This window comes from Noviherbaspirillum saxi (assembly GCF_003591035.1).
Classification (GTDB): Bacteria; Pseudomonadota; Gammaproteobacteria; order Burkholderiales; family Burkholderiaceae_D; genus Noviherbaspirillum; species Noviherbaspirillum saxi.
Window position 1 is genome coordinate 1 of sequence record NZ_QYUO01000002.1, and the last position, 26,881, is coordinate 26,881.

Below are 26,881 nucleotides of genomic sequence, written 5' to 3' on the forward strand. Positions count from 1 at the left end.
TGCTGCTGCCGTTCTCGGTGTTCTTTGCGATCCGCGATGCGGTCGCCAGCGTCGGCGACTACAAGGTCAATCCACCGCTCAACGCGCCGGCCACCGAAGCGATCCTGAATGCGGTAGAAGCTGTGCAGGCCGCGCAAGCGGTCGGCGCATAGGATGGCAAATGCGGGAACCCTCATGAGCAACTGGCTTTCGGCAATCAACGCTTCCCTGAGCGAGGCAATGCCAGCGGTGCTGGTGACCGTGGCCGTGGTCGAAGGCTCCGGTCCGCGCGAACCGGCGCGAAGATGCTCGTCACCAGGGATGGCCAGTCCGACACGATAGGCGGCGGCCATCTCGAAATGCGGGCATGCGAAATCGCGCGCGAAATGCTAGCCCTGCCGGTAACCGTCCCGGCAGCGGTAAGACGCGTCGGACGCTTTGCATTGGGTCCAAGCCTGGGGCAATGCTGCGGCGGCGTCGTGCATCTGTCGTTTGAACGAATCATGCCGGACGACGCTACGTACTATGCGATGCTGGAGAAGCATTGGTCGGATCGCCAGGATTGCTGGCGTCTGATCCCGCTCGACGGAGTCGCGTCCAACGCATTAATCGATGACGCAGGCAATTGCCTTGCCGGACTCATGCCTGCCCTGCCAGTCGAGATTGATCAGGAACGCCCCTGCCATGTCATGAAGGACGGCGCGGGCCATCGCTGGCTGATCGATCCTTGCCTGGCTTATCGTCCGCATCTCGTATTGTTTGGCGCCGGACATGTGGGCGCAGCGATCGTGCGTAGCCTGGCGGACATGCCCTGTCACGTAACCTGGGTCGATGAGCGCGAAGACATGTTCCCCGCCGTCGTGCCGGCAAATGTGAGGATCGAGGCTACCGATATGCCGGAAGCGGTGGTCGATGAAGTGCCATCGGGCTCGACTTATCTGGTACTGACGCATTCGCATGCGCTCGATCAGCGTTTGTCCGAAGCCATCCTGCGCCGTTCCGACGCCGGATGGTTCGGGCTGATCGGCTCCAAGACCAAGCGCATGCAGTTCGAGCACCGGTTGCGCGACCGCGGCATACCGCAGGAGCGCATTGCCGGCATGGTATGTCCGATCGGTGTGCCCGCATCACGGGCAAGCAACCGGCTGTCATCGCAGCATCGGTATGCGCACAACTGCTGCAGGTATGGGAAGCGGAAGAGTGCGCGCAACAAGCGCTGCCGGAACGCCGCCTTTTTGCATGAGGCGCTGCATTCTATTCCTGCTCTTCATGCGTACCCCGCTCGGCCAATAACACAGTAGCTATCGCGGCGACACGCTGCACCAGAAAGAAGAACGCCATGACCTCCAACAACACAACACCCAACTGCCAGGCCTATCGTGCGAGTATCCTGCATTTCACCGCCGACCCCGCATTTAACGACAATGCCTATCACTGGCATGAAGACGGCTTGCTGGTGATCGCCGAAGGCCGCGTCTATGCTGCCGGTGACTATGCGCAGTTGCGCGGCACCCTGCCCGAGGGCGTACAGATCAACGACTACCGGGCAAGCTGATCGTTCCAGGTTTCATCGACACGCATATTCATTACCCGCAGACCGACATGATCGCGTCGCCCGCGCCCGGGCTGCTGCCATGGCTGGAAACCTATACCTTCCCGACCGAGCGCAAGTTCGCGGACGAAGGCACGCTGCCGAAGTGGCCAGCTTCTTTCTGGATGAACTGCTACGCTGCGGGACGACGACCGCCATGGTTTATTGCACGGTGCATCCGTCGTCGGTCAATGCCTTCTTTACCGAAAGTGAAAAGCGCCAGCTGCGCATGGTCGCCGGCAAGATCATGATGGATCGCAACTGTCCTGACTTCCTCAGCGATACGGCCGAAGGCGGCGCACGCGACAGTGAAGAACTGATCCGAAAATGGCACAAGCGCGGTCGCCAGCTGTATGCGATCACGCCGCGTTTTGCGCCCACGTCGACCGAAGCGCAGCTGCAGCTGGCAGGCGAGCTGGCGCAAACCTATTCGGATACCTTTCTGCAAACCCACGTCGCGGAAAACACCGATGAAGTGGCCTGGGTCAAGTCGCTGTTTCCAAGTGCACGCAGCTACCTCGATGTCTACGATCACTACGGCATGATGCGTCCGCGCGCGATGTATGCGCATTGCATCTGGCTCGACGACCATGACCGCGCCCGCATGCGCGAAACACAATCCGCTGCCTCGATCTGCCCGACCTCGAACCTGTTCCTCGGCAGCGGGCTGTTCGATTTCGCACGCGCCGACGCGGCGCAGGTGCCGCTGTCGCTCGCCACCGATGTGGGCGGCGGCACTTCCTTTTCCATGCTGCAGACCATGAATGAGGTATACAAGGTCGCGCGCATGGCGGCACTTATCTGCCGGCCTTGCGGATGTTCTATATGGCGACGCTGGGCAATGCGCGCAGCATGCAGCTCGAAGGCACAATCGGCAATTTCGCGCCTGGCGTCGAAGCGGATTTCGTGGTGCTCGATCCGCATGCGACTCCTCTGCTCGCGCGCCGCTCCACGCGCACCGAAAGCCTGGAAGAATTGCTGTTCGCGCTGGCCCTGCTTGGCGATGACCGCACGGTAGCGGCAACCTACAGTGGCGGCAGGCTGGTGCACGCACGCGGACGGCAACTGGCCGAGACGGAGCCGGTCAGTGCATGAAGCAACAACAGGCATAAGACATTCAGCCTGAGATTCGGATTCGCATTTATCACTTGCATCACACAACACCACTAGAGGAGACTTCATGCAATACAACAAACTAAAAAAGATGCTGCTTGCCACCGCGTTGGGTAGCGCGTTCGCGATTCCGGCGAGCGCACAGACCCAGTGTCACGTTCAGCGGCCTGGTCGATGTCTACGCCGGCTCGATCCGCAATGCGGGCGATGCCCGTTCGCGCTCGGTGGTCAACAGCGGCGGCATGACGACTTCGTGGTTCGGATTCAAGGGTTCGGAAGACTTGGGCGGCGGCCTGAAGGCCAACTTCCTGCTGACCAGCTTCATTCAGGCCGACACCGGCGTACAAGGCCGCTTCCCTGGCGACACCGCTGTTCTCGCGCGATGCCAACGTGGGACTGTCGGGCGACTTTGGCGCGATATCGCTCGGACGCGAGTTGGCACCGCATTTTCTGCCGACCATCCTGTTCAACCCGTTCGGCGATTCGTATAGTTTATCGCCGCTGATTCTGCACGCGGATGTGCCGCTCTTCAATGCTTCGGGCTGGACCAACTCCATCGTCGGCGATACCGGCTGGAGCAACTCCATCCGCTATCAGACTCCCAGTTTCGGCGGCTTGAAGGCAAACCTCCATTATCAGTTCGGCGAGATTGCCGGCAACAATGGCCGCAACAACATCGGTATCAATGCACTGTATTTCGCGGGCCCCCTGGCCTTGACCGCGTTCTACCATAACGTTGAAATCAACAATCCGCTCAATGCACCGGCCGGCAATGTTCAACCCGGAGGAAACATCCCGCTGGCGACAGGCGCATTTGCTGCACGCCAGACTGCATGGATGGTGGGCGGCACTTATGACTTCAGCGTCGCCAAGGTGTACGCGACCTACGGTCAGACTTCACACAACATCGATCTGGACGACGATACGCTGTCGCTGGGCGCAACCGTGCCGGCTGGTCGCGGCAAGGTGCAGCTTGCATGGGCACAGACCAAGCGCAGCGGCGTGGCATTCGGCGCGGACCAGAAACGCAATACCACCGCGGTCGGTTACGACTATGATCTGTCCAAGCGGACCGACCTGTATGCGATCTATATGAACGACCGCATCACCAGCCGCGAAAGCGGTAACAGCTTTGCGGTTGGCGTGCGCCATCGCTTCTAACGCTACGCCATCAATACGGGATGGGCGCATGCTGCGTCCATCCCGTCAATCTTTCCAATTACGACCCAAAGTATGGTTGAATAGCCGCCGCGGCAATGCCGTTTCGATCACCATACAATTCAATCTGGAAGGAAGGTTTATGCCGACAATCAATGTGCAAATGTTTGAAGGACGTACCGTTGAACAGAAGCGCGCTTTCGCAAAAGCGGTCACCGAGGCAGCAGCTGCCACCCTGCAATGCAAGCCGGAATCGGTCGATATCGTTTTTCAGGATGTGAAGAAGGAAGATTGGGCTACCGGCGGCAAACTGTGGTGCGATTAATCCGTTAGTAGAAGCCTGCAGCCGCCTGATGCATACATGCAACCAGGACTAGCATAAATAATGCTGTTACAAAGAATCCCGGCAGGCGGCAACACTTTGTCCTTTAATATAAGTAGACAAAGGAGTCAGGCATGAAAAAGCGCATTTCTATCACCAGCGTCATCGGTATTGCCACTGTTGCAATCACCGCCTTGCTGGCCTTTAGTACCCCGGCCCATGCCGGCGGCAATGTCCAATGGTCGGTCTCGGTAGGAACACCGGTCTATACGCAGCCCGGCGTAGTCGTCTACCAGCAGCCGCAGCAATATATCTACGGCGCGCCGCCTTCGGCGTTTCCATCGCCACCGGTGTATTACCATCCGGCACCCACTTATTACGAAGCGCCTGCACCGGTCTATCAGGGTAGCCCGCCGCCAGTGATTTACTACCAACAGCAACCGCGGCCGCATCATCACCATTATCACGGCCATCGCAATTACGGTGATCACCACGGCGGCAACCGCCACCATCACGGACACGGAGAACGCGCGGCACTGCGGCGCTGAATATCTGTTGCACCCCGTCAGCGAATTGGCCGGATAAGCGAAGATCCGGCCACCTGCAAACCAGCCATTGCTCAGGCCGTACCGCCTACCGTCATGCCATCGATGCGCAGCGTCGGCTGGCCGACACCGACCGGCACGCTTTGACCTTCCTTGCCGCACACGCCGATGCCGCTGTCGAGTGACATGTCGTTGCCGATCAGCGATACCCGATTGAGCACGTCGGGGCCATTGCCGATCAGGGTCGCGCCCTTGACCGGATAAGTCACCTTGCCATCCTCGATCATGTAAGCCTCGCTGGCCGAGAACACGAACTTGCCGTTCGTGATATCGACTTGCCCGCCGCCGAAATTCACTGCATACAAGCCGTTCTTGACCGACGCAATGATTTCCTGGGGGTCCTTGTCGCCGGCAAGCATGTAGGTATTGGTCATGCGGGGCATCGGCAGGTGGGCATATGATTCGCGCCGCGCATTGCCGGTCACCGGCATGTTCATCAGACGCGCATTCATGGTGTCCTGGATATAGCCTTTGAGGATGCCATCCTCGATCAGCGTGGTGCACTGGGTAGGATTGCCTTCATCGTCGACATTGAGCGAACCGCGACGGTTGCTGATGGTACCGTCATCCACCACGGTGACTCCCTTGGCCGCAACCCGTTCACCGATACGGCCGGAGAAGGTGCTCGATCCCTTGCGGTTGAAGTCGCCTTCCAGTCCATGCCCGATCGCCTCATGCAGTAACACGCCCGGCCATCCAGGACCAAGCACCACGGTCATCGGACCGGCCGGTGCGGGACGCGCATCCAGGTTGACGAGCGCGGTAGCCACCGCATCGCTGGCGTATTTCTCGATCAGTTCGTCGGTGAAATAGCCGAAGTCGTAACGCCCGCCGCCGCCGCTGGAACCGACTTCACGACGGCCATTCTGTTCGGCAATCACGGTCACCGAAATGCGCACCAGCGGACGGATATCAGCAGCCAGCACGCCGTCGCTGCGCATGACCAGCACCACATCGTATTCGCCGGCCAGCCCCGCCATGACCTGCACCACGCGCGGGTCCTTGGCGCGTGCGATGCGCTCGATCTTTTCCAGCAGCTGCACCTTTTGCGTGGCGTCGAGCGAGGACAGCGGATCATGCGGAAGATAGAGCGAACGACCTCCTACCGGCTGGACCGACGATGCTACCTTGACCTTGCCGGCGCCCTGCCGCGCGATGGTGCGCGTCGCGGCGGCTGCATCCAGCAGCGCGCTTTCGGAAATTTCATCGGAATAAGAGAATGCCGTCTTGTCGCCCGACACGGCACGCACGCCGACGCCCTGGTCTATCGAAAAGCTGCCGGTCTTGACGATGCCTTCTTCCAGGCTCCAGCCTTCATTCTTTGTGAACTGGAAATACAGGTCTGCGTAATCGACGCGATGGGTAAAAATCGCGTCCAGCGTTCTGGTCAGCTTGGCTTCATCCAGACCGAACGGCGTCAACAGGACGTCGCGCGCGATGGCAAGGGATTGCAGATTGGGTTCGAATAGCTTCATGGTAAGGGTCTCTGCGCGCAAGCGCTGGCTGGAATCGAAATCAGATTGTAGAGCATCCGCACGCGCGCTGGCTTATACCAATCCTGATCCACAACGCGACAAATGAAATCGATGGATTTTTTCGACTGGCAAGGCGCAGGAGGAGTCAATAGCGGGCTATTGACGACGAGTGCAACGCAGGCAGGCGGCTCGGCGCCCCCAGAAAAAGACGCGATTTCATGTCACGTTATGGATCAGGATTGGTATTAAAGCCTGCGGTGCCGCAACGCGGGAAGGCTTTCGCGCACGCGCTGTAAACGGGCTGGATCGAGTTCGCCGATCACCACGCCCTCGCCTTCGGGCAGCACGTCCTTGACCTCGCCCCAAGGGTCGACCAGCATGCTGTGGCCCCAGGTGCGGCGTCCATTCGGATGTATGCCGCCTTGCGCAGCCGCCAGTACGTAGCACTGGTTTTCGACGGCCCGCGCGCGCAGCAGGATTTCCCAGTGCGCGCGCCCGGTAGTGTAGGTAAACGCAGCTGGCATGACGATCAACGCGCAATCGCCCATCGCACGGTACAACTCGGGGAAACGCAGGTCGTAACAAACCGAAAGGCCGACCTTGCCGAAGGGCGCATCGAACGCTATCACACGCTCGCCATGCACGATGGTGCGCGCTTCATCGTAAGATTCTTCGTCTTTGGTAAAGCTGAACAGATGGATCTTGTCGTAGCGGCTGACGCGTTCGCCCTGCGGGTTGTACACCATCAGGGTGTTAAGCACCTTGTTGTCTTCGGCGGCAACCATCGGCAAGGTGCCGCCGACCAGCCAGATGCGGTGTTCCTGTGCGAGTTGCGCCATGGCGTGCTGTATCGGTCCGCCGCTGTCCGGTTCGGCGTGGAGCAGCTTGTCGCTATCTTTCATTCCCATTACCGGCCAATACTCGGGCAACAGGATGAATTGCGCGCCTTGCTGCGCCGCCTCGGCAACCAGGCGGCTGGCGCTGGCCAGGTTTTGTTCCACCACGGGTGTGGAGACCATCTGGATAGCGGCGATCTTTACGGATTGCGTCATTGCGTCTCCTTAAGCGTTTAAGCTTAACCATTCGTTCCGAAACGATTGTTGGCCTCGCCAGTGGTTTCAGCGGGCTTGCGCAGCAGCTTGGTGACTAACGGATCCTTCCACGGACCCGTGACCTGGTACTCAAACGTAAATGCTTTCATCAGCGGCTCGCGCAGGAACAATTGCGCAAGGAAAGTGCCGACACCGATGACGGGGTTCACTGCCAGTCCGTAAACTACCGACGCCGCGCCGACGTTGATATCGGGAATTACAACCACATGCAGGTTTTGCGCTTCCTTGTCGATATCGGCGGTACCGTCGATCAACACCGTCGCGGCAACGCCACGCATCTTGAAATTATCTGTGCGCGCAATGCCTTGCGCAATGGTTGCCGTCGCATTGACGCCATCAAAGGCAAAACCTTCGGAAAACACGTCGCGGAAATCCAGCACCAGCCGACGTGGCAACGATTGCAGGCTGAGCACGCCGAGCAGCTTGGCGGCGCTCGGATCGACCTTCAGGAACTGGCCGGATGCCAGATCCAGCTGCAGGTCGCCGGTAAGCGTGGGAATATCCAGCGCAAAAGGAAGCCCCTTCCAGCTGATCTCGCCCTTCATCTCGCCTTTGCCGCCGCGTAATACCTGCTGGAATCCGAAACGGTCAAGCAACCGCCCGGCATCCGCGATCTTGAGCGTGTAAGCCAGGCTGGACAAGCTTTCGCCATCTTTGCTGGTCCACTTGCCAGACGCGCTGAGTTCACCATCGGGATTGGCAATCGACAATTTGTTGATGCGCCATTCGCGTCCATTGGGTCCGCGTGCATTTTGCGCGGCAACCTCCAGGCTACCGAATTTCTTGCCAAACAGTTCGAAGTTTTCGGCAACGATGTCCAGCGCCGGCATCTGGGTCGTTGTGTTATTTCCTTCGAGCAGTTCGGTGACGTCAGATGCCGCCGATTTGGGAATGATGAGCGATGCCAGCCGCGCCGTGACACGGCCCGAGCCCCGTCGGAAACGCGGCTCCATCCAGGTGACATAGCCCGAAGCCTGTTCCGAGTCGATGTTGGCTTGCCACTGTCCGTTTTGATGCGATGCGCCAACCACCACATTGTCGAGTTTGCGGCCAAGTACAATCAGTTCTGTCGCATTGGCGGCAAGCACTTCCGGATCCAGATATTGGGCAATGCCAAGTGCATCCGGCTGGTTTTGTTCCGCGTCCTGCCGATTGGCGGACACGACGGAAGTCAGCGCTCTTCGCCATGCATCGATATCCAGCGACTTCATGCTGGCATTGACGATGAGACCGCTGTCCGGCTGCGGAGGCGGTACATTGACGCCGATGCCACCGCGCAACACGCGCCATGCAGCATCCTTCTCGCTACCCTTTTGCCGCTCGTAGCGCGCAGCGATCGCGGTCCCCAGCGACAGCCTGATCTCGTCGCGCAACACCGACGCATCGGTAGACGGCAGGCCGGAAAGTTCGAAACGGAACGGCATGCTTTCATTCACGGCCTTGCGCAACGGCGCAGGGAAGTCCAGGCCGACGCCGACCAGATTGGCTTCAACCACCACTTCCGGTTGTTTGTTCTTGACGCGGATCGATGTGGTGTAACGCGTGGCGCCGGTGATGCGCTCTGCCGACCGCTGGGTGACCGGTGTCGCGTAGATCTTGCGCAAACCATCTGCGGACAGGCTGCCCTCGGCCTTGACCAGGGTTGTACCATCGCGTTGGGTGCCACCCGAAACAGTCGCTGGGCCGCCCAGGAAATTGGTCTTGATGCCGGCGAGATTGAATCCCTTCTCATGGAATTCAAGCTTTCCGGTCGTGCCGACCAGGGGCGGCATGATGTTGCGCAGCGTGACGTTATTGCCGGCGAAGTGCAGCCCTCCCTTGACCTTCGCTTCGTGCATATGATTCAAGGGCAGTTGCAGCGACAGTGACAGCTTTGCATTGCCGCTCGCCTTGGTCTCTTCGGTGAAATGCTCGATCCATCCGGCGACCGGACTGGCATTGGTAAAGTGCAGAAAATTCTGTAGCGGCCCGGCCGCTTCGCCGTCGACGCCTAGCATCATGTCATGCTGCGTCAGATCCGGAATCACCGCCTTGACATTCGAAAGCGTCGTGCCCGAACTCTTGGCGCTGGCGGCCACGATCTCCATGCGCGCGCGATCGAAGGCAATGGTGCCATTGATGTCTTCGATGATCGGCCACATGGGTGTCTTGCCGTCTTCGGCAAACAGCGATGGCGCATAGTTGAGCTTGCCGCCTTCGATTTTTCCAAGCACGCTGAATTCGCCGCGGGATTTGTCGCCGGCACCGCGCCCGAACGGAAACTGGGACAGATCGCCTTTCAGTTTCAGGCGCACGTCCTTGACCACACCGCCGGCCAGCGCACCGGTCAGCCATTCATGCAAGGACTTCGGAGTCTGGATCGGGAGATAGCGGCCGACTTGCCGCAACTCGATGCGATTGAGTTTGCCGACCAGGTCTATCGTACCGCTCGACTTGCCGGCCTGGCGGTTCAACGGCATCAGATGCTTGCCGCTGAAAGCGCCGGCAAGTTCGCCTTGCATGAAGTCGATCTTTTGCACGTCCAGCAGCAGCTTGCTGTTGTCCTGAAAGGCCCAGCTTGCCTGCATGTTGAAGCGCTCGAATGGAATCACCGGGTCGGTAAAGTAGCCCGGCGCATGCAAGGCCAGGTCGCTGGATACGAGGCTGAATGATCCGCCACGGTCATTGGCATCGACGCGACCGGTCAGGTTCTCGAAACCGGGGATCGCCGGTACCGCAGCCTGTGCCGGCGTTGTCGCTGTCTTAGGGCGCGCTTCGCGTGCCGCCTGCGGTTTGAGCGACAGTCCCGCAAACTCGCCTTTCACGTTGTAACCGGACACCTCCGGGTAAGCGCCCTGCCATTGCGCTGAAAAATCGCGCAGGATGCCGCGCGGCGCGAAATCGGCCAGCATCTGCCGCTGCTCCGCGGGGAGCGGCAGACGCTCGGCAAAATTTGCAGCGGTTTGCAAGTCAAGCAATCCGGCATTGATCTCGGTGCGTGCGGGCCGTCCGTTCCGTGCCGGCGTATAGCTTTCGCTGATTGTGGTGCGCGGCAGATACAAGCCGTCGTCGGTCTGCAAGGTAAAGTCGGTCAGCGAGATCGCATGTCCATTCTGGCCAAAGGTCGGCATGCCGTCCCGGGCATTGGCGTTATAGTCTTCACGCAGGGAAATCCGGCCGGCCACCTCGACCAGGTTCATCGGTTCAAGATCCTTGCCCAGCCGCGCCGACACGTTCGAGAGGGTCAGGTCGGCGGTAAAGTTGGCAACCTTGGCATGATCGAAGCTCAGCCACGCCCGCACCGAACCTTTCCCCTGCTGCATGTCGATCGGGTAATCGACATACGTCCGCCATACCGTCAGATCGGTATCGTGCAGGTCCGCATACAGTTCGCCCTTCCACATCGCCGCATCGGAAACGCTTCGCGCGAAATGCGGATGGTCAAACGCAGCGCGGATATCGAGCGGACCGGAATGACTGGCCGGCGGTGTCGCCTTGAGCGCAAAGCGATGATGCCGCCATTCATTGCGCAGCACCAGGTTGACATCATTGAGGGGCAGTTCGGGCGCGGCGCGTTGCTCGTCGTTCCAGCGCAGCTTGCCGTCCCGCACGACGATCTCGCGCTGTGAGAGCACCCAATCGGCGCCTTTGCTGCTGCCGGTCTTGCCGGTATCGAGGAGAATGCCGGCGACGTAGAGCTTGCCGTCCGCTCCGCGTCGCACATCCATGTCAGGATTGCTGATCACCAGCTGATGCAGTCGCAGCTCACCGACGGGAATCGAGAGCCAGGACAAGGTGGCCGATACATTCGGCAAAGTCAGCGCGGCGTTGCCGGACTTGTCATGAATGACCACCTGGTCGAGCGACAGGCGGGGATGCAGACCCGACCAGGAAGCCTGGATATCGCCGATCAAGACTCGGTTGCCGATGGCGCGGGTGGCCATGCGCTCCACGTCCACCTTGTAATTGTCGATATTCGGTAGAACAACGAAGCGCAGTCCAAGCACCAGCGCGCAGAATGCAAAATACAATACAAGCGTGGTGCGCAGCAGCGCACTGAGCGTATAACAAGTGGCTTTATTGGCGATTCGATAACATTGTTTCGTCGCACGCCAGCATGCGGTGATGGAAAAGCCAGTCTGCCCGGGAATGTGTGGATCGATCGACATCAACAATAAATGGTGCGGCTGTTTCTAAAACCAGGCAAAACACAAGGAGTTTTCTGCATACGCTGCATCTGCCGCTTCCTGTTAAGCGCTCCGTGTCAGAATGCATCATCTTCGCATGGACATCCTGAGTCCGATGCTCGACAATTTACCAATGCACAATCCAGCAACTTGCGAATGAACGGGAGCACTGTCCCTCATTCTTCATCCACTTGCCACTTTCATTACCGACACTGTGACCCCATCCCTTTTGACCAGCGACCTTGCTTCGAGGTTCTACTCACGATGGCTGAACGCCGATTCGGCCCGTACGGACATGGTAACGGAGCTTGCCGAATTATCTATTACCCCGGAGGTTTTTGCTCGCCTTTTACAAAAAGAAACAGCGGCCGGCATGCCGCTGCCGCGTGCGATGCGCAGAGTACGCAACCTCGTGGTTGCGGCACTGATCGACCGCGATCTGGGCGGGCAAGCAGAGTTGTCGGAAGTTCTTGCGGCCATTAGTGCTTTCGCCGACTTTGCCGTGCAGACCCATCTCGCCGCAATTACCGCAGATCTGATGGAATTGCATGGCACGCCGGTCGGCGCCGAATCCGGCCTGCCGCAGGAAATGATCGTGATCGGCATGGGCAAGCTCGGTGGGAATGAACTCAATGTGTCGTCGGATATCGACCTGATCTTCGTTTACCCGGAAAACGGCGAAACCCGCGTCACGTCACCAGAGCAACGCCAGTTGTCGAATCATGAATTTTTCATCCGCGTCGGCAAGAAGCTGATCGGCGCGCTGTCGGAACTGACGGAAGACGGCTTTACCTTCCGGGTAGATATGGCTTTGCGTCCCAATGGCGCGTCCGGACCGCTGGCTGCCAGCCTGGCAATGGTGGAGGAATATCTGCTGGTGCAGGGACGCGAGTGGGAACGCTATGCCTGGGTCAAGGCGCGCGCACTGACCGGGCATCCGGACGACATCGCCGCACTGGAACAGATCGTGCGGCCGTTCGTCTACCGGCGCTATCTGGATTTCGGCGCGATCGATGCGCTGCGCAACATGCACGCACAGATTCGCGCCGAAGTGAAGCGACAGGAAATCCGTCACCCGGAGCGGGCGAACAACGTCAAGTTGGGACGGGGCGGCATACGTGAGATCGAATTCCTTGCCCAGGTGTTCCAGTTGATTCGCGGCGGGCGCGATCCTTCGCTGCAGGACCGTTCCACCCGCGTTACCCTCGACACGCTCGCGTCGAAAAACCTGCTCTCTGTCGAGGAGGTCGCCCAGCTGCAGCAAGCGTACGCCTTTTTGCGCAATATCGAGCATAGGCTGCAATATCTGGACGATGCACAGACCCATACCTTCCCCTCCGGTCCCGACGATCAGTTAAGGGTGGCGCGCATGATGGGTTTCGACGATGTGACTTCATTGCTGGCAGCGCTGGATGGTCACCGTGCCATTGTCGCCGCGCAGTTCGATGCGATCTTCGCTGACAAAAGCAGCGGCCAGCCCGCGACGCCAGAAGAGGAACATCCGCGCATCGTTCACTCCGGCTTCTCCGACGCGGAAAACCGTGAAGTGGTCGAAGCCCGCCTGAATGCGCTCGGCTTCGACGATGTGAGTAGCGCATCGGCAAGGCTGCTGGCCACCGCACAGTCGCCGCGAATGCATTCCCTGCCCGACACCAGTCGAACCAGGTTGATGGCCTTGATCAACGCAGCCCTGCCTCTGATCGCAGCAACTTCTGCCACTCATGCCGCCACTCTTGGCCGGCTGCTGGATTTTCTCGAAGCGATTGCGCGCCGCGCCGCCTATCTGGCCCTGCTCACCGAGTTTCCGCATACCCTGGGCCGCGTCATTCGCATGATGGGCGCCAGCGACTGGGCGGCCAAATATCTGACACGGCATCCTATCCTGCTGGACGAACTGCTGGATGACCGCACACTGCAGTCCACGCCCGACTGGCCGGCCTTTGCTGACGAAGTCACGCGCCAGCTCGACGCAATCGACGGCGATACTGAACAGCAAATGAATGTGTTGCGTGACCTGCACCATGCGCAACTGTTCCGGCTATTAGCGCAAGACCTTGAAGGCGCACTGACGGTGGAACGTCTCGCCGATCATTTATCTGCACTGGCCGATATCCTGGTCGGCGCCACGGTCCGCGCGGTATGGAAGAACATTCACAACCGTCACCGGGAGGTGCCACGGTTTGCGGTGATCGCCTACGGCAAGTTGGGAGGCAAGGAGTTGGGCTATGCATCCGACCTGGACGTGATCTTCCTGTTCGACGATGACAACCACGAAGCACCGGCCCTGTACGCAAGGCTGGCGCAGCGCTTCATCACGTGGATGACCACGCATACGCCGGCCGGCATCCTGTTCGATATCGATATCGCGCTTCGTCCGGATGGGGCCAGCGGATTGCTGGTATCCAGAGTGCCCGCGTTCGAAAAGTACCAGGCGGAGAATGCGTGGCTCTGGGAACACCAGGCGCTCACCCGTGCCCGTTTCTGCGCCGGCGATGCCGAAATCGGCGCCCGGTTCGAAGCGATTCGCGAACAGGTGCTGCGTCAACAGCGCGACGAGGAGGCGCTACGGCGCGAAGTGGCGGCCATGCGCACCAAAATGCATGAGGCGCATCCCAACCGCTCGCAGCAATTCGATCTCAAGCATGATGCGGGCGGGATGATCGATATCGAGTTTATCGTACAGTTTCTGGTGCTATCTCATGCCTGTACTTATCCGCAGCTGACTGCGGATATCGGGAATATTGCCTTGCTTAAGCTTTGCGGGGAATTGGGGTTGATCGATGCCGGGCTGGCGGGAGATGTTGCGGATGCTTATCGGGCGTTCAGGAAGTTGCAGCATCAGATTCGCTTGCAGGGAAGTGAACGGGCGCGGGTTGAGGTGGAGAAGGTGGAGGTGCAGGCGGCGCGGGTTCGGCAGTTGTGGGGGATGACTTTGGGGCGTAGTCGGGGTGCCGAGGATTGAGATGTCGGGTTTTCTTCGGTGATTCTGGTCTGTAGTCTCTTCGTGGATGCTTGCCGGGACTGGCCCCGGCGGGCAACTCACTTTTTTGCTTCGCCAAAAAAGTAAGCAAAAAAGGCGAACCCTGCATCGCCGCCCGCTTCGCGGGTTCCCAAAAGAGTACGGGCCGAAACGGGAAGCGCAGAACTCGCCTTCGGCTCCCCTCGGCGGGCCCAGACAACTGCGCTTCTTTTTCCGTTTCGGCCCGTGCTCTTTTGGCGTCGCTACAAGGGAAGTGCCTTTACCCCATCCCCACCCTGGCCCTCCCCTTGAAGGGGAGGGAACTCGACATCCTTTATTTTTTTGAAGCCGGTAGGTATGGGAAACAGCGAGATCAATACTCTCGTGACTCCTGCAAAGTAAAGAACTCATGATTCCCTCCCCTTCAAGGGGAGGGCCAGGGTGGGGATGGGGTAAAGGCAGTTTCCGCTGTGAGCAGCCGCGTAATTGCCTGCTCGTGCGGATAAAGAAGCGAAACTTGTCTGAGCCGAAGGCGAGTTTGTTTCGCTTCCCGCATGGGCAGGCAATTACGCGGGTACCCGAAGGGCTGCGAGCGCCGGTCGCCTTTCTTTGCTTACTTTCTTTGGCGAAGCAAAGAAAGTAAGTGGCCCGCCGGGGCCACTCCCGGCCAGGATCCACGAAGAACCTACAGACCAGAGACACCGAAGAAAAAAGGCGCATCCAATTAAAACTGGACACGCCTCCACAAACAACAACCTACCAAATAATTACTTAGCCGACATCAACGCAACAGTCGTATCCAGCATACGGTTGGAGAAACCCCACTCGTTGTCATACCACGATGACACCTTGACCAAACGACCCGAAACCTTGGTCAGCGTCGCATCGAAATTGCTCGACGCCGGGTTGTGATTGAAGTCCACCGAAACCAGCGGATCGGTGTTGTAAGTCAGGATACCCTTCAACGCGCCATCCGAAGCTTCCTTCATGATCGCATTGATTTCATCCACCGTCGTGTCACGTGCAGCGACAAACGACAAGTCAACGATCGACACGTTGATGGTCGGAACGCGGATCGCGAAACCGTCCAGCTTGCCGTTCAATTCCGGCAGCACCAGGCCCACCGCTGCAGCAGCGCCGGTCTTGGTCGGGATCATCGACTGGGTGGCCGAACGTGCGCGGCGCAGGTCTTCATGCATCACGTCGGTCAGCACCTGGTCATTGGTGTAGGCATGGACCGTAGTCATCAGGCCGTTTTCAACACCGATCTTGTCGTGCAGCGGCTTGACCAGCGGTGCCAGGCAGTTGGTGGTGCAGGACGCGTTCGAGATCACAGTGTCCGATGCCTTCAGCACGTTCTGGTTGACGCCGAATACCACTGTCGCGTCGACATCCTTGCCGCCCGGTGCGGAGATGATGACTTTCTTGGCGCCGCCCTTGATGTGCGCGGAAGCTTTTTCCTTGGTGGTGAAGAAGCCGGTGCACTCGAGCACGACGTCGACGTTCAGCTCGCCCCATGGAATTTCAGCGGGATTGCGTTGTGCGAAAACCTTGATCTTGTCGCCGTTGACGATCATGAAATCGCCGTCGACTTCCACGGTGCCGGGGAATTTGCCATGCGCAGTGTCATAGCGGGTCAGATGGGCGTTCGATTGCGCATTGCCGAGGTCGTTGATCGCAACGATCTGGATGTCATTCTTCTTGCCGCCTTCATAGTGTGCACGAAGAATGTTGCGGCCGATACGGCCGTAGCCGTTGATTGCGACGCGGATAGTCATGGTTTTCTCCTTAACGTAAAAATCAATCTGCTGCGCCGTCCTCCCTTGCGACAAGCAAGGGAGAACCGGACAATTCCAATTAAGCCAAAACCGATTTCACCTTGGCGACGACGTTCTCCGTCGTGAAGCCGAAGTGCTTGAACAGCACGCCCGCCGGAGCGGACTCGCCAAAGGTGTCGATGCCAACCACCGCACCTTCAAGGCCGACGTACTTGTACCAGAAGTCGGTGACGCCGGCTTCGACCGCGACGCGCGGCAGGCCTTTCGTCAACACGCTTGCCTTGTAGGCTGCGTCCTGGCGGTCGAACACGTCGGTGCTCGGCATCGAAACCACACGTACTGCAACGCCCTGCATCGCCAGCTCGTCGGCCGATTTCATCGCCAGTTCCACTTCGGAACCGGTCGCAATCAAGATTGCTTTCGCATCGGCTGCGTCACGCAATACATAGCCGCCGCGCTGGATATCGGCGATCTGCTGCTCGCTGCGCTCCATGTACGGCAGGTTCTGGCGCGAGAAAATCAGGGTGCTCGGGCCGTTGCTGCGCTTGACCGCCTGTTGCCATGCGACCGCGGACTCGACGGTATCGCAAGGACGCCAGTTATCCAGGTTCGGGATCAGACGCAGGCTGGAGATATGTTCGACCGACTGGTGAGTCGGGCCATCTTCGCCCAGTCCGATCGAATCGTGCGTGAACACGAACAGCGAACGAATCTTCATCAGCGCCGCCATGCGCAGTGCATTGCGGCTGTAATCCGAGAAGGTCAGGAAGGTTGCGCCGAACGGCAGGTAGCCGCCATGCAGTGCAATGCCGTTCATGATCGCAGCCATGCCGAACTCACGCACACCGTAATTGACGTGGTTGCCCGGCTGATCGCTACGCACCGCGACGCATTCCTTCCAGTTCGTCAGGTTCGAACCGGTGAGGTCCGCCGATCCGCCAAGGAATTCCGGCAGCACCGGCGCCAGCGCCTGAATCGCATTCTGGCTCGCCTTGCGGGTCGCGATGGCTTCCTTCTTTTCTACGCAGGATGCAACATATGCCTTCATCGCATCGTCAAGATTGCCTGGCAATTCGCCTTTCATGCGGCGCAACAGCTCGCCGGCTTCCTGCGGATAGCGCTCGTCATATGCCTTGAACAATGCATTCCATTCGTTTTCCAATGCCTGGCCCGTAGCCTTCGCATCCCATGCCGCATACACGTCGGCCGGAACTTCGAATGGCATGTGCGTCCACGAAATCGCTTCGCGCGTAGCGGTAATTTCCTTGTCGCCCAGCGCAGCTCCGTGCACCTTGTCGGAGCCCTGCATATTAGGCGCTCCTTTGCCGATGATTGTCTTGCAACAGATCAATGTCGGCTTGTTCGAGGTTTTCGCTTGCGCAATCGCAGCGTCAACCGCAGTCACATCGTGTCCATCGACATTGCGGATCACGTTCCAGCCGTAGGCTTCGAAACGCTTTGGCGTGTCGTCGGTGAACCAGCCGTCGACCTTGCCGTCGATGGAGATGCCGTTGTCGTCATACAGTGCAATCAGCTTGGACAGGCGCAGCGTGCCGGCCAGCGAGCAGGCTTCGTGCGAAATACCTTCCATCAGGCAGCCGTCGCCCAGGAACACGTAGGTGAAATGATCGACGACGCCGAAGCCCGGCTTGTTGAATTCGGCGGCGAGCAGTTTTTCGGCCAGCGCCATGCCGACCGCATTGGTGAGGCCCTGTCCGAGCGGACCGGTCGTGGTCTCGACACCTTCGGTAATTTCGTATTCCGGATGGCCGGGAGTCTTGGAGTGCAGTTGACGGAAATTCTTGATTTCATCCATCGACAAGTCATAGCCGCTCAGGTGCAGCAACGCATACTGCAGCATGGAACCATGGCCGTTGGAGATGACGAAACGGTCACGATTGATCCAGCGCGGATTGGCGGGGTTGTGGCGATGATGCTTGGCCCACAGTGCAACGGCAATTTCTGCCATGCCCATCGGCATGCCGGGATGGCCGGAATTTGCCTTCTGTACTGCGTCCATCGCCAATGCGCGGATCGCATTGGCCATCTTGTCGGTTGGGAGAGTGGAAGTCATGTCAAATCAAGGTATGTGGCGGGTCTTGGAGCGGTTCCCGGCGCAAGGCGTAGTTCCGCGCGGGATGTTGCAAAGCCCGATATTTTACCAGACTGGGCCTGCCGGAATTAAAATCGGGAATTCTGGATCGCCGATCGAAGCGGCAACCGATGGAATGGATGTCGGCTGTATGCTTTTGGCCGAATTCGGTTGACGCCTGCGTTTTGTAAAAACAATGTTCCAACAATTCTAATGCCGGCCTTGCCTGCAGCTTGAGCCGCCGGACCCGCCCATCGAGAAACATGCCGCGCTTTTATTACCCCTACCCGCTTGCCATTGGCACCATTGCCACATTACCGGAGCAAATTGCACATCATCTCAATGTCCTGCGTTTGAACACCGGAGAGCAGATTGTCCTGTTTAACGGGGACGGAGGCGAGTATACGGCCACACTGAATACTCTGGACCGCAGAAAAGCCATCGCTGAAATCAAGACGTTTTCGCCGCGCGAAGCGGAACTTCCTTATGCGATCACGCTGGCGCAAGCCCTGCCCGAAGGCAGCAAAATGGATTGGGTGATTGAAAAAGCGGTAGAACTGGGTGCCGCGGCGATACAACCGATTGCCGCGCAGCGCTGCGTAGTCAGGCTATCCGCAGAGCGTGCAGGCAAAAAAATGGAACATTGGCAAGGCATTATCGCGGCGGCGGCAGAACAAAGCGGGCGCAACCGACTTGCTCATCTCAGTGAACCGGTATCTTTTTCGCAATGGGTGGCGCAAAGCGGATTGCACCGCCGCATCATGCTGTCGCCGCGAGCGGAACAATCCCTGTCAGACTGGGCGCGCCACCACCCCCCCCAATCCGTGTCGCTATTAATAGGTCCGGAAGGAGGATTTACCGAAGTGGAAGAAAATGCAGCGCTTGCCAATGGCGTTCTTGCATTATCGGCCGGACCGCGCGTGCTGCGGACGGAAACGGCTGGTCTGGCAGCATTGGCGGCGATCAATGCGGTCTGGGGCGAATTTTAGAACTTGTTCATGGGCATCTTTCGTGCCTGGATTTTTCCGCGTTAAGTCTAAATCAAACTTATCGCTGATTGCCTGACGCAATCACGGTAATTGCCCTAAGGTGACTGCTTTGTCCAAACCGAATCAGGAGGTGCATGATGGGGTTACTCGACAAGGCATTCGAAATGCTTGGCGACAATCATTTGCCGTTGATGGATTCCAGAACGCGTCTTCTGCAAGCCGCGCTATCGCTGATTGCCAATAATGGTCAGAGCGGTGGGCTGCACGGTCTGGCTGAACGATTCCAGGAAGCGGGACTGGATAACATCATGCGCTCATGGATCGGGTCAGGTACCAATATGCCCGCCAGCGCGTCGCAGATGAAACAGGTCCTGGGCGAAGGCCAGTTGCAGCAAATCGCCGAAGAAACCGGTTACACCGAGCAGGAAGCGGCCGAACACCTGAGCGAAATGCTGCCCGAGCTGATCGATCAGCTGACGCCCGCCGGTCATGTTCCGCCGGGCGGAGTCGGCAATATGAGCGCCTTGCTCGACCATTTCATGGGCGGCTATCACTGAAATACAGCAAAATGGCGGCATGCAATGGTTACGCCAATTATTTTCAAGAGAAAAGCCCCGCATCCCCGATGAGATGTGGCGGGCTACCCTGAACCGCCTGCCGTTTCTGCAGCGTCTTTCCCAGGACGACCTGCTGCGCCTGAAAGGCTTGTCGGAAGCCCTGCTTGCACGCAAAAGCTTTACCGGCGCGGGCGCCTTCGACCTGACCGACGATATCGCGGTCCAGATTGCTGCGCAGGCGTGCCTTCCAGTGCTAAACCTGACGCTTGACCTGTACGACGACATGGTCGGAATCATCATTTATCCCGCTGCCTTCGTCATTCCGCAGGCGGAAATGGATGAAGCCGGCGTCGTGCACGAATGGCATGAACCCGTATCGGGCGAAGCGCTGGATGCCGGCGGCGCTGTCGTGCTGTCGTGGGAAGACGCTGCCGACACCGACGTGGCCGGCTATAACGTGGTGATCCATGAATTCGCCCACAAGCTGGACATGGCCAATGGCCCGCCGAACGGATTTCCGCCCTTTCTGCCGGCCTGGCACCGGGAACTCGATGCACGCGAATGGCAACAAGTGTTTTCCGGCGCCTATGACGACTTTATGCATAGGGTCGAAAAGCTGGAACGGGCCTTACCGGAGCATTTTGACGATACGGATCCTGCCCATGCGGCCATGTACGATGACTTGTCGGCCGATCTACCGCTCGATCCCTATGCAGCCAAGCACCCGGCAGAGTTTTTTGCAGTCGCATCGGAAGCCTTCTTCGTTTTGCCGGAAACCCTGGCCGGCGCTTACCCTGACGTGTATCGTTTACTCTCCAGGTATTACCGGCAGGACCCGCTTTCCATGTCCCAGTGAGGCGCGGGTACCGCCGCGATTGTCATTCTGACACCCCATGATGTCCTTGCAAGGGAGAAAAGCGCGGGAAAGCGCTTATAATCATTGGTTTTGCATCATAGCTCCGAGCCATCTCCATGAAGGTATTTCGCGGACTTCCCAACGCTGCATCGCGGGCGCCCTGTGCGCTAACGATAGGCAATTTCGACGGCGTGCATCGCGGCCATCAGGCCTTGCTTGCGCACGTGCGCGACGCGGCGACCAAGCTCGGCGTAGAAGCAGCGGTCATGACGTTCGAGCCGCATCCGCGCGAATTCTTCGCGCGCCTGGCGGGTGACCTGTCGCGCTCGCCGACCCGTATCGCCAATCTGCGCGACAAACTGCAATCCCTGTCGAACGCCGGCATCGACCGTGTCATCGTCGAGCATTTCAGCGCGCATTTCGCGGCCATGTCGCCGGAAGACTTTGTCGAAAAAGTGCTGGTAGAAGGCCTGCACGTGAAATGGCTGATGGTGGGTGAAGACTTTTGCTACGGCGCCAAGCGCGCGGGGAATGTCGCTCGCCTGATCGAAGCCGGGAAAAAATACGGCTTTCATGTCGAAGCGATGCCGACGGTGACCAACGAAGGGACACGTATCTCTTCATCCGCGGTGCGTGCCGCGCTGGCCGACAGCAATTTCGCACTGGCCGCGCAATTGCTTGGCCACCCTTACGCCATTTCCGGCCACGTCACCCATGGTAAAAAACTGGGCCGCACGATCGGCTTTCCGACACTGAACCTGCGCATCGCGCACAAGCGCCCCGCCCTGTCCGGCATTTTCGTCGTCCAGGTACATGGTTTGGCTGAACAGCCACTGGCGGGCGTCGCCAGCCTCGGCGTGCGGCCGACGGTGGAAGACAGCGGACGCGTACTGCTGGAAACCTATCTGCTCGACTATGCGCAACAGTGCTACGGCAAGGTGGTGCGCGTGGAATTCCTGAAAAAGCTTCGGGACGAGGAAAAATTTGTCGACCTGCCGACTCTGACCGCCGCGATCGAGCGCGATACGGAACAGGCACGTGAGTTTTTCAAGGCACGCGAAGCGCTCGCCGTATCGGCCACCGACCGAATTTGAGGATCGGACGATTGCAGCATCCCGTTTGATCCACCGAATTTTTACCATTGAAATCACCATGTCCGAGCAAAAAAACAAGTATCCGGTCAACCTGACCGAAACCGCCTTTCCCATGCGCGGCGACCTTGCCAAGCGCGAACCGAAATGGGTCAAGGAATGGCAGGATAAGAAAATCTATCAGCGTATCCGCAAGGCCTCCAAGGGCCGTCCGAAATTCATCCTGCACGATGGCCCGCCCTATGCCAACGGCGACATCCATATCGGCCATGCCGTCAACAAGATCCTGAAAGACATGATCGTCAAGGCACGCAACATGGCGGGCTTTGACGCGCAATATGTGCCGGGCTGGGACTGCCACGGCATGCCGATCGAAATCCAGATCGAAAAGCAGTTCGGCAAGAACCTGCCGACTGCCGAGGTGCTGGCCAAGTCGCGCGCCTATGCATCCGAACAGATCGAACGCCAGAAAAAAGACTTTATCCGTCTGGGCGTGCTGGGCGAATGGGACAACCCATACAAGACCATGAACTTCGGCAATGAAGCGGACGAGATTCGTGCGCTCGGTGCCATCCTCGACAAGGGCTATGTGTACCGCGGCCTGAAGCCGGTCAACTGGTGCTTCGATTGCGGTTCGGCGCTGGCCGAAGCCGAAGTCGAATATCAGGACAAGCGCGATCCGGCGGTGGACGTCGGCTTCCCGTTCGCGGAGCCCGACAAGCTGGCTCAAGCCTTCGGCCTGCCGAAACTGCCGACTGAAAAAGGTTATGTCCTGATCTGGACCACGACTCCATGGACCATTCCGGCCAACCAGGCGTTGAATGTGCATCCCGAATACGATTACGCGCTGGTGCAGACCGAGCGCAACGGCGAACCGTTGCTACTGCTGCTCGCCAGCGACCTGGTCGAAGCTTCGCTGCAGCGCTATGGACTTAGTGGCAAGGTGATCGCGACCACCAAGGGCGAAGCCCTGTCGCTGATCAATTTCCGCCATCCATTGGCGCACCTCGACAAGGGTTACGACCGCATGTCGCCGATCTATCTCGGCGAGTATGTGACGCTGGATACCGGTACCGGCATCGTTCACTCTTCACCCGCCTACGGTATCGAAGACTTCCAGTCATGCAAGGCGCACGGCATGAAGGACGATGACATCCTCAATCCTGTGATGGGTGACGGCAAATATGCGTCCTGGCTGCCTTTCTTCGGCGGCCTGAACATCTGGGAAGCGTCGAAGCCTATCTGCGCGAAACTGGATGAGGCCGGCTCGCTATTCAAGCTAGTCATGTTCGACCACAGCTACATGCATTGCTGGCGTCACAAGACGCCTATCGTCTATCGCGCGACTTCGCAATGGTTCGCCGGCATGGATCGCAAGCCCAAGGACAATGGACCGACGCTGCGCGAGACCGCATTGGCAGGCATCGAGGCGACTGCATTCTTCCCTAGCTGGGGCAAGGCCCGCCTGCATGGCATGATCGCCAACCGCCCCGACTGGACCTTGTCGCGCCAGCGTCAGTGGGGCGTGCCGATGGCGTTCTTCGTACACAAGGAAACCGGTGAGCTGCACCCACGCACACCCGAACTGCTGGAACAGGTTGCCAAGCGTGTCGAACAGCACGGCATCGAAGCCTGGCAGGCGCTCGACCCCAAGGAATTGCTCGGGGCCGAAGCCGACATGTACGTGAAAAACAAGGATACGCTTGACGTCTGGTTCGACTCCGGCACCACCCACCAGACCGTACTGCGCGGCTCGCACGCCGAACAATCGGCCTTCCCGGCCGACCTGTATCTGGAAGGTTCGGACCAGCACCGCGGCTGGTTCCATTCTTCGTTGCTGACCTCGGCCATGATCAACGGCCGCGCGCCTTACAAGGCGCTGCTGACGCACGGCTTCGTGGTCGATGGCGAAGGCAAGAAGATGTCCAAGTCCAAGGGCAATGTGGTGGCGCCGCAAAAGGTGTCGGATACATTGGGTGCGGAAATCCTGCGCCTGTGGGTTGCATCCACCGATTACTCGGGCGAATTGTCGGTCTCCGATGAAATCCTGAAACGTGTAGTGGAAGCCTATCGCCGCATCCGCAACACCTTGCGCTTCCTGCTCGCCAATACTTCCGACTTCGATCCGGCCAGGGATGCGGTGCCTGTTGCCGACCTGTTTGAAATCGACCGTTACGCGATTGCCCGCATGGCCGAACTGCAGGCCGATATCCTGCAGCACTACGAAGTGTTCGAATTTCATCCGGTGGTCTCCAGACTGCAGATGTATTGTTCGGAAGACCTGGGCGGCTTTTATCTCGATATCCTCAAGGACCGTCTGTACACCGGCGGCACCGGCTCCGTGGCCCGGCGCTCGGCGCAGACCGCAATCTGGCATATCACGCAGGCGTTGCTGCGCGTGATGGCTCCGGTTCTTTCATTTACTGCGGAAGAAGCCTGGGCCGTGTTCGCGGGTCCCGACGCTTATGCGGCCAGCGACGAAACCATTTTCACGCAGACGTATTACGCGCTGCCTGAAGTCGCCGATCGCGAGGCATTGCTGTCCAAGTTTGCAACCCTGCGGGAAGTACGGACCACCGTCACCAAGCAGCTTGAAGAAGTACGCGCCGCCGGCGGCATCGGCTCTTCTCTCCAGGCGGAAATCGAAATCAAGGCGAGCGGTGAAAAATTCAAGCTGCTCCATGGTCTTGGCGACGATTTGAAGTTCGTGTTCATCACCTCGGAAGCACGGCTGACGCAGGTCGCCAACGAATCGGATGAAACCGTGACGGTAACACCTTCGTCGCACCAGAAATGCGAACGCTGCTGGCATTACCGTGCCGATGTCGGTGCGCATGCCGATCATCGGGGCCTTTGCGGACGCTGTGTCAGCAACCTGTTCGGCCGCGGCGAAGTACGCAAGTACGCCTGACGGGTGCATACTTGCCGGCGTTCCTGGCATCGACGTCGGCTTCATGCGCAGACTGATGCCCGCCCTCTCCCGCAAACGGGCGAGGGCGGGTAAACGTCAATCACGGCTATGCAGGCTTTGACTCGGCAAACTACATTACTTCCACATTCATGGCATCCAAACAAAAAAGCTTCAAGACCCTGTCCGCCAGTCCGCGCATCAGCATCGCACCATGGCTGGGTATCGCCGCCATCATTGTCCTGATCGACCAGATTACCAAGGTCACGGTCAACAAGCTGTTTGTGTTCGGCGAATCCCGTCCCGTCACCTCATTTTTCAATCTGGTTCTGGCATATAACAAGGGGGCGGCCTTCAGTTTCCTGGCCAGTGAATCCGGTTGGCAACGATATGTGTTCACCGCGATTGCGATTGTCGCGGTTATCTTTATTATTTATCTGCTGAAGCGGCATGCGGGGCAAAGACTGTTTTGCTGGGCGCTGGCGCTTATTCTCGGCGGAGCAATCGGCAACCTGATCGACCGGATGATTTACGGTCACGTCATCGATTTCCTGGATTTCTATATTCCGAACTCTAGTCTGCCGCACTGGCCGGCGTTCAATGTCGCCGACATGGCGATCGTCGGAGGCGCGGCAATGTTCATCATTGATGAATTGCGACGCGTCGGCAAATAACTTCTTGGCAACACTGATACACTAGTGGGTCACTTGGCAATGGGATACGCAAATAAAAGCGATGGATTTTTGTGCCAGGCTAGGCGCCAAGCACAGCGATAGCGGGTCTATCGCGCGCATTGGCAACGACGCATGGCGCGAAAAGACATGCTTTTATGCGTATCCTGTTGCCAAGTGACCCACTAATATTCCGTCATATTGGGAAACGCGCATGGATCTCGCCCGTCAACGAATCGTCCTCGGCCTCACCGGAGGCGTCGCCTGCTACAAGGCAGCCGAGCTTACGCGCGCACTGGTCAAGGCAGGGGCGTCGGTTCAGGTGGTAATGACCGATGCGGCGACCCATTTCATCACCCCGGTCACCATGCAGGCGCTGTCCGGCCGTCCCGTCTATACGGATCAATGGGACGGGCGTATCTCCAACAACATGCCTCACATCGATTTGACGCGCGACGCAGACGCCATTGTGATTGCGCCCTGTTCGGCCGACTTCATGTTCAAGCTGGCACACGGCGCATGTGATGACTTGCTGTCGACCCTGTGCGTGGCACGGCCGATGACCGTGCCCTTGTTCGTGGCGCCGGCGATGAACGTGGAAATGTGGCAGAACGCGGCGACACAACGCAATGCAGCGATACTGCGCGCCGACGGCATCGGCATCCTCGGCCCCGATGCGGGCGAACAGGCCTGCGGAGAAACCGGCATGGGACGCATGCTGGAACCGGAGCAACTGCTGGAAGAAATCATCGCCGCCTTCCGACCCAAGATCCTGGCCAACAAGCGTGTGCTGGTGACGGCGGGACCGACCTTCGAACCCATTGATCCGGTGCGGGGAATCACCAATCTTTCATCGGGCAAGATGGGCTATGCAATAGCGCGTGCCGCGCGCCAGGCAGGTGCCGAAGTCACACTAGTCTCCGGACCCACGGGATTGCCGGCACCCTATGGCGTACATCGCATCAACGTACAAACAGCGCAACAGATGCATGACGTCGTGCTGTCACGCGCTGCCGGGCACGAAATCTTTGTGGCGGTAGCCGCTGTGGCCGACTGGCGGATCGCGAACGCCAGTGCGCAAAAGCTGAAAAAGAATGAAGCGGGCGATGTGCCGCAACTGCAGTTCGAACCCAATCCGGACATCCTGGCGGCCGTCGCCTCCCTGCAAAACAAACCATACTGCGTAGGTTTCGCGGCCGAATCAGAAAATCTGCTTGAATATGGCGAAGCCAAGCGCAAACGCAAAGGCATTCCGCTATTGGTCGGGAATATCGGCCATCAAACCTTCGGCAAGGATGAAAACGAACTGGTGCTATTCGACGACAAGGGCCATCAATCCCTGCCGCGCGCCGACAAGCAGGAGCTGGCGCGTCAGCTCATCGGCGAGATCGCTGCACGCATCTGAATCCATAAGCTGTATTTTTTTGTAAGCCCTGGCGCAATGATGGGCGCCCTACTT

The 26,881-nt window shown here is 58.8% G+C and carries 17 protein-coding genes and 2 pseudogenes; 14 read left to right on the forward strand and 5 right to left on the reverse strand.

What is annotated here, in order from left to right; translation table 11 throughout:
* Nucleotides 1-174 precede the first annotated feature (174 nt).
* From D3871_RS31535 to D3871_RS15915, 6 genes and pseudogenes are all read left to right on the forward strand, one after another.
* Nucleotides 175-321 (forward strand): hypothetical protein, encoded by a 147-nt coding sequence (locus D3871_RS31535; RefSeq protein WP_338016844.1) that lies wholly within the window; start codon nucleotides 175-177, stop codon nucleotides 319-321.
* The gene (gene xdhC / locus D3871_RS15895; RefSeq protein ID WP_338016845.1) at nucleotides 285-1,280 is read left to right on the forward strand and encodes a xanthine dehydrogenase accessory protein XdhC; all 996 of its coding nucleotides are present in this window, start codon (nucleotides 285-287) and stop codon (nucleotides 1,278-1,280) included. The genes D3871_RS31535 and xdhC overlap by 37 nt, the downstream gene beginning before the upstream one ends.
* Nucleotides 1,281-1,318: 38 nt before the next feature.
* Nucleotides 1,319-2,665: pseudogene (gene guaD, locus D3871_RS15900) on the forward strand (guanine deaminase).
* An 85-nt stretch (nucleotides 2,666-2,750) separates the two neighbouring features.
* A pseudogene (locus D3871_RS15905) lies at nucleotides 2,751-3,844 on the forward strand (porin).
* A gap of 139 nt (nucleotides 3,845-3,983) precedes the next feature.
* A complete protein-coding gene (locus D3871_RS15910; protein WP_119771383.1) occupies nucleotides 3,984-4,166 on the forward strand; it encodes a 4-oxalocrotonate tautomerase in 183 nt (60 codons plus the stop codon).
* Between the two features lie 131 nt (nucleotides 4,167-4,297).
* Nucleotides 4,298-4,711, forward strand: coding sequence for a hypothetical protein (locus D3871_RS15915; protein WP_119770111.1), 414 nt, complete (start codon nucleotides 4,298-4,300; stop codon nucleotides 4,709-4,711).
* 71 nt (nucleotides 4,712-4,782) lie between these two features.
* Here D3871_RS15915 and tldD read toward each other — a convergent pair whose 3' ends face one another.
* From tldD to D3871_RS15930, 3 genes are all read right to left on the reverse strand, one after another.
* On the reverse strand, nucleotides 4,783-6,243 hold the full coding sequence (gene tldD, locus D3871_RS15920) for a metalloprotease TldD (protein ID WP_119770112.1): 1,461 nt from the start codon (nucleotides 6,241-6,243) through the stop codon (nucleotides 4,783-4,785).
* Between the two features lie 245 nt (nucleotides 6,244-6,488).
* Nucleotides 6,489-7,295 carry a carbon-nitrogen hydrolase family protein gene (locus D3871_RS15925; RefSeq protein ID WP_119770113.1) on the reverse strand — a complete coding sequence of 269 codons (807 nt, stop codon included), beginning with the start codon at nucleotides 7,293-7,295 and terminating at the stop codon, nucleotides 6,489-6,491.
* Nucleotides 7,296-7,318: 23 nt separating this feature from the next.
* The gene (locus D3871_RS15930; protein WP_119770114.1) at nucleotides 7,319-11,503 is read right to left on the reverse strand and encodes a YhdP family protein; all 4,185 of its coding nucleotides are present in this window, start codon (nucleotides 11,501-11,503) and stop codon (nucleotides 7,319-7,321) included.
* Between the two features lie 232 nt (nucleotides 11,504-11,735).
* On the opposite strand from D3871_RS15930, the gene glnE reads away from it, so the two are divergent.
* On the forward strand, nucleotides 11,736-14,483 hold the full coding sequence (gene glnE / locus D3871_RS15935; protein WP_119770115.1) for a bifunctional [glutamate--ammonia ligase]-adenylyl-L-tyrosine phosphorylase/[glutamate--ammonia-ligase] adenylyltransferase: 2,748 nt from the start codon (nucleotides 11,736-11,738) through the stop codon (nucleotides 14,481-14,483).
* A gap of 764 nt (nucleotides 14,484-15,247) precedes the next feature.
* Here glnE and gap read toward each other — a convergent pair.
* Together gap and tkt are read right to left on the reverse strand one after the other, a co-directional pair.
* Nucleotides 15,248-16,258, reverse strand: coding sequence for a type I glyceraldehyde-3-phosphate dehydrogenase (gene gap, locus D3871_RS15940; RefSeq protein ID WP_119770116.1), 1,011 nt, complete (start codon nucleotides 16,256-16,258; stop codon nucleotides 15,248-15,250).
* A gap of 79 nt (nucleotides 16,259-16,337) precedes the next feature.
* Nucleotides 16,338-18,332, reverse strand: a complete 1,995-nt coding sequence (tkt, locus tag D3871_RS15945) for a transketolase (RefSeq protein ID WP_119770117.1) — start codon at nucleotides 18,330-18,332, stop codon at nucleotides 16,338-16,340.
* Nucleotides 18,333-18,613: 281 nt separating this feature from the next.
* Here tkt and D3871_RS15955 point away from each other — a divergent pair, with 281 nt between their 5' ends.
* From D3871_RS15955 to coaBC, 7 genes are all read left to right on the forward strand, one after another.
* The gene (locus tag D3871_RS15955) at nucleotides 18,614-19,339 is read left to right on the forward strand and encodes a 16S rRNA (uracil(1498)-N(3))-methyltransferase (RefSeq protein ID WP_119770119.1); all 726 of its coding nucleotides are present in this window, start codon (nucleotides 18,614-18,616) and stop codon (nucleotides 19,337-19,339) included.
* A gap of 134 nt (nucleotides 19,340-19,473) precedes the next feature.
* Nucleotides 19,474-19,896: a YidB family protein gene (locus tag D3871_RS15960; protein WP_119770120.1), complete on the forward strand. Its 423-nt coding sequence runs from the start codon at nucleotides 19,474-19,476 to the stop codon at nucleotides 19,894-19,896.
* A gap of 19 nt (nucleotides 19,897-19,915) precedes the next feature.
* Complete coding sequence (locus tag D3871_RS15965) at nucleotides 19,916-20,752, forward strand: M90 family metallopeptidase (RefSeq protein ID WP_119770121.1); 837 nt, start codon at nucleotides 19,916-19,918, stop codon at nucleotides 20,750-20,752.
* Nucleotides 20,753-20,868: 116 nt separating this feature from the next.
* On the forward strand, nucleotides 20,869-21,846 hold the full coding sequence (locus tag D3871_RS15970) for a bifunctional riboflavin kinase/FAD synthetase (protein ID WP_119770122.1): 978 nt from the start codon (nucleotides 20,869-20,871) through the stop codon (nucleotides 21,844-21,846).
* A 58-nt stretch (nucleotides 21,847-21,904) separates the two neighbouring features.
* Nucleotides 21,905-24,754: an isoleucine--tRNA ligase gene (gene ileS, locus D3871_RS15975; RefSeq protein WP_119770123.1), complete on the forward strand. Its 2,850-nt coding sequence runs from the start codon at nucleotides 21,905-21,907 to the stop codon at nucleotides 24,752-24,754.
* A 149-nt stretch (nucleotides 24,755-24,903) separates the two neighbouring features.
* On the forward strand, nucleotides 24,904-25,425 hold the full coding sequence (gene lspA, locus D3871_RS15980; protein WP_119770124.1) for a signal peptidase II: 522 nt from the start codon (nucleotides 24,904-24,906) through the stop codon (nucleotides 25,423-25,425).
* A gap of 211 nt (nucleotides 25,426-25,636) precedes the next feature.
* Complete coding sequence (coaBC, locus tag D3871_RS15985) at nucleotides 25,637-26,827, forward strand: bifunctional phosphopantothenoylcysteine decarboxylase/phosphopantothenate--cysteine ligase CoaBC (protein WP_119770125.1); 1,191 nt, start codon at nucleotides 25,637-25,639, stop codon at nucleotides 26,825-26,827.
* Nucleotides 26,828-26,881: the final 54 nt, after the last annotated feature.

What these genes read in the sequence shown, in the direction of transcription:
- D3871_RS15925 (WP_119770113.1), bottom strand. Translation starts at nt 7,295, where the DNA reads ATGACGCAATCCGTAAAGATCGCCGCTATCCAGATGGTCTCCACACCC.
- ileS (WP_119770123.1), top strand. Translation starts at nt 21,905, where the DNA reads ATGTCCGAGCAAAAAAACAAGTATCCGGTCAACCTGACCGAAACCGCC.
- D3871_RS15955 (WP_119770119.1), top strand. Translation starts at nt 18,614, where the DNA reads ATGCCGCGCTTTTATTACCCCTACCCGCTTGCCATTGGCACCATTGCC.
- D3871_RS15965 (WP_119770121.1), top strand. Translation starts at nt 19,916, where the DNA reads ATGCAATGGTTACGCCAATTATTTTCAAGAGAAAAGCCCCGCATCCCC.
- coaBC (WP_119770125.1), top strand. Translation starts at nt 25,637, where the DNA reads ATGGATCTCGCCCGTCAACGAATCGTCCTCGGCCTCACCGGAGGCGTC.
- D3871_RS31535 (WP_338016844.1), top strand. Translation starts at nt 175, where the DNA reads ATGAGCAACTGGCTTTCGGCAATCAACGCTTCCCTGAGCGAGGCAATG.
- D3871_RS15915 (WP_119770111.1), top strand. Translation starts at nt 4,298, where the DNA reads ATGAAAAAGCGCATTTCTATCACCAGCGTCATCGGTATTGCCACTGTT.
- tkt (WP_119770117.1), bottom strand. Translation starts at nt 18,332, where the DNA reads ATGACTTCCACTCTCCCAACCGACAAGATGGCCAATGCGATCCGCGCA.
- D3871_RS15970 (WP_119770122.1), top strand. Translation starts at nt 20,869, where the DNA reads ATGAAGGTATTTCGCGGACTTCCCAACGCTGCATCGCGGGCGCCCTGT.
- xdhC (WP_338016845.1), top strand. Translation starts at nt 285, where the DNA reads ATGCTCGTCACCAGGGATGGCCAGTCCGACACGATAGGCGGCGGCCAT.
- D3871_RS15910 (WP_119771383.1), top strand. Translation starts at nt 3,984, where the DNA reads ATGCCGACAATCAATGTGCAAATGTTTGAAGGACGTACCGTTGAACAG.
- D3871_RS15930 (WP_119770114.1), bottom strand. Translation starts at nt 11,503, where the DNA reads ATGTCGATCGATCCACACATTCCCGGGCAGACTGGCTTTTCCATCACC.
- gap (WP_119770116.1), bottom strand. Translation starts at nt 16,258, where the DNA reads ATGACTATCCGCGTCGCAATCAACGGCTACGGCCGTATCGGCCGCAAC.
- lspA (WP_119770124.1), top strand. Translation starts at nt 24,904, where the DNA reads ATGGCATCCAAACAAAAAAGCTTCAAGACCCTGTCCGCCAGTCCGCGC.
- D3871_RS15960 (WP_119770120.1), top strand. Translation starts at nt 19,474, where the DNA reads ATGATGGGGTTACTCGACAAGGCATTCGAAATGCTTGGCGACAATCAT.
- tldD (WP_119770112.1), bottom strand. Translation starts at nt 6,243, where the DNA reads ATGAAGCTATTCGAACCCAATCTGCAATCCCTTGCCATCGCGCGCGAC.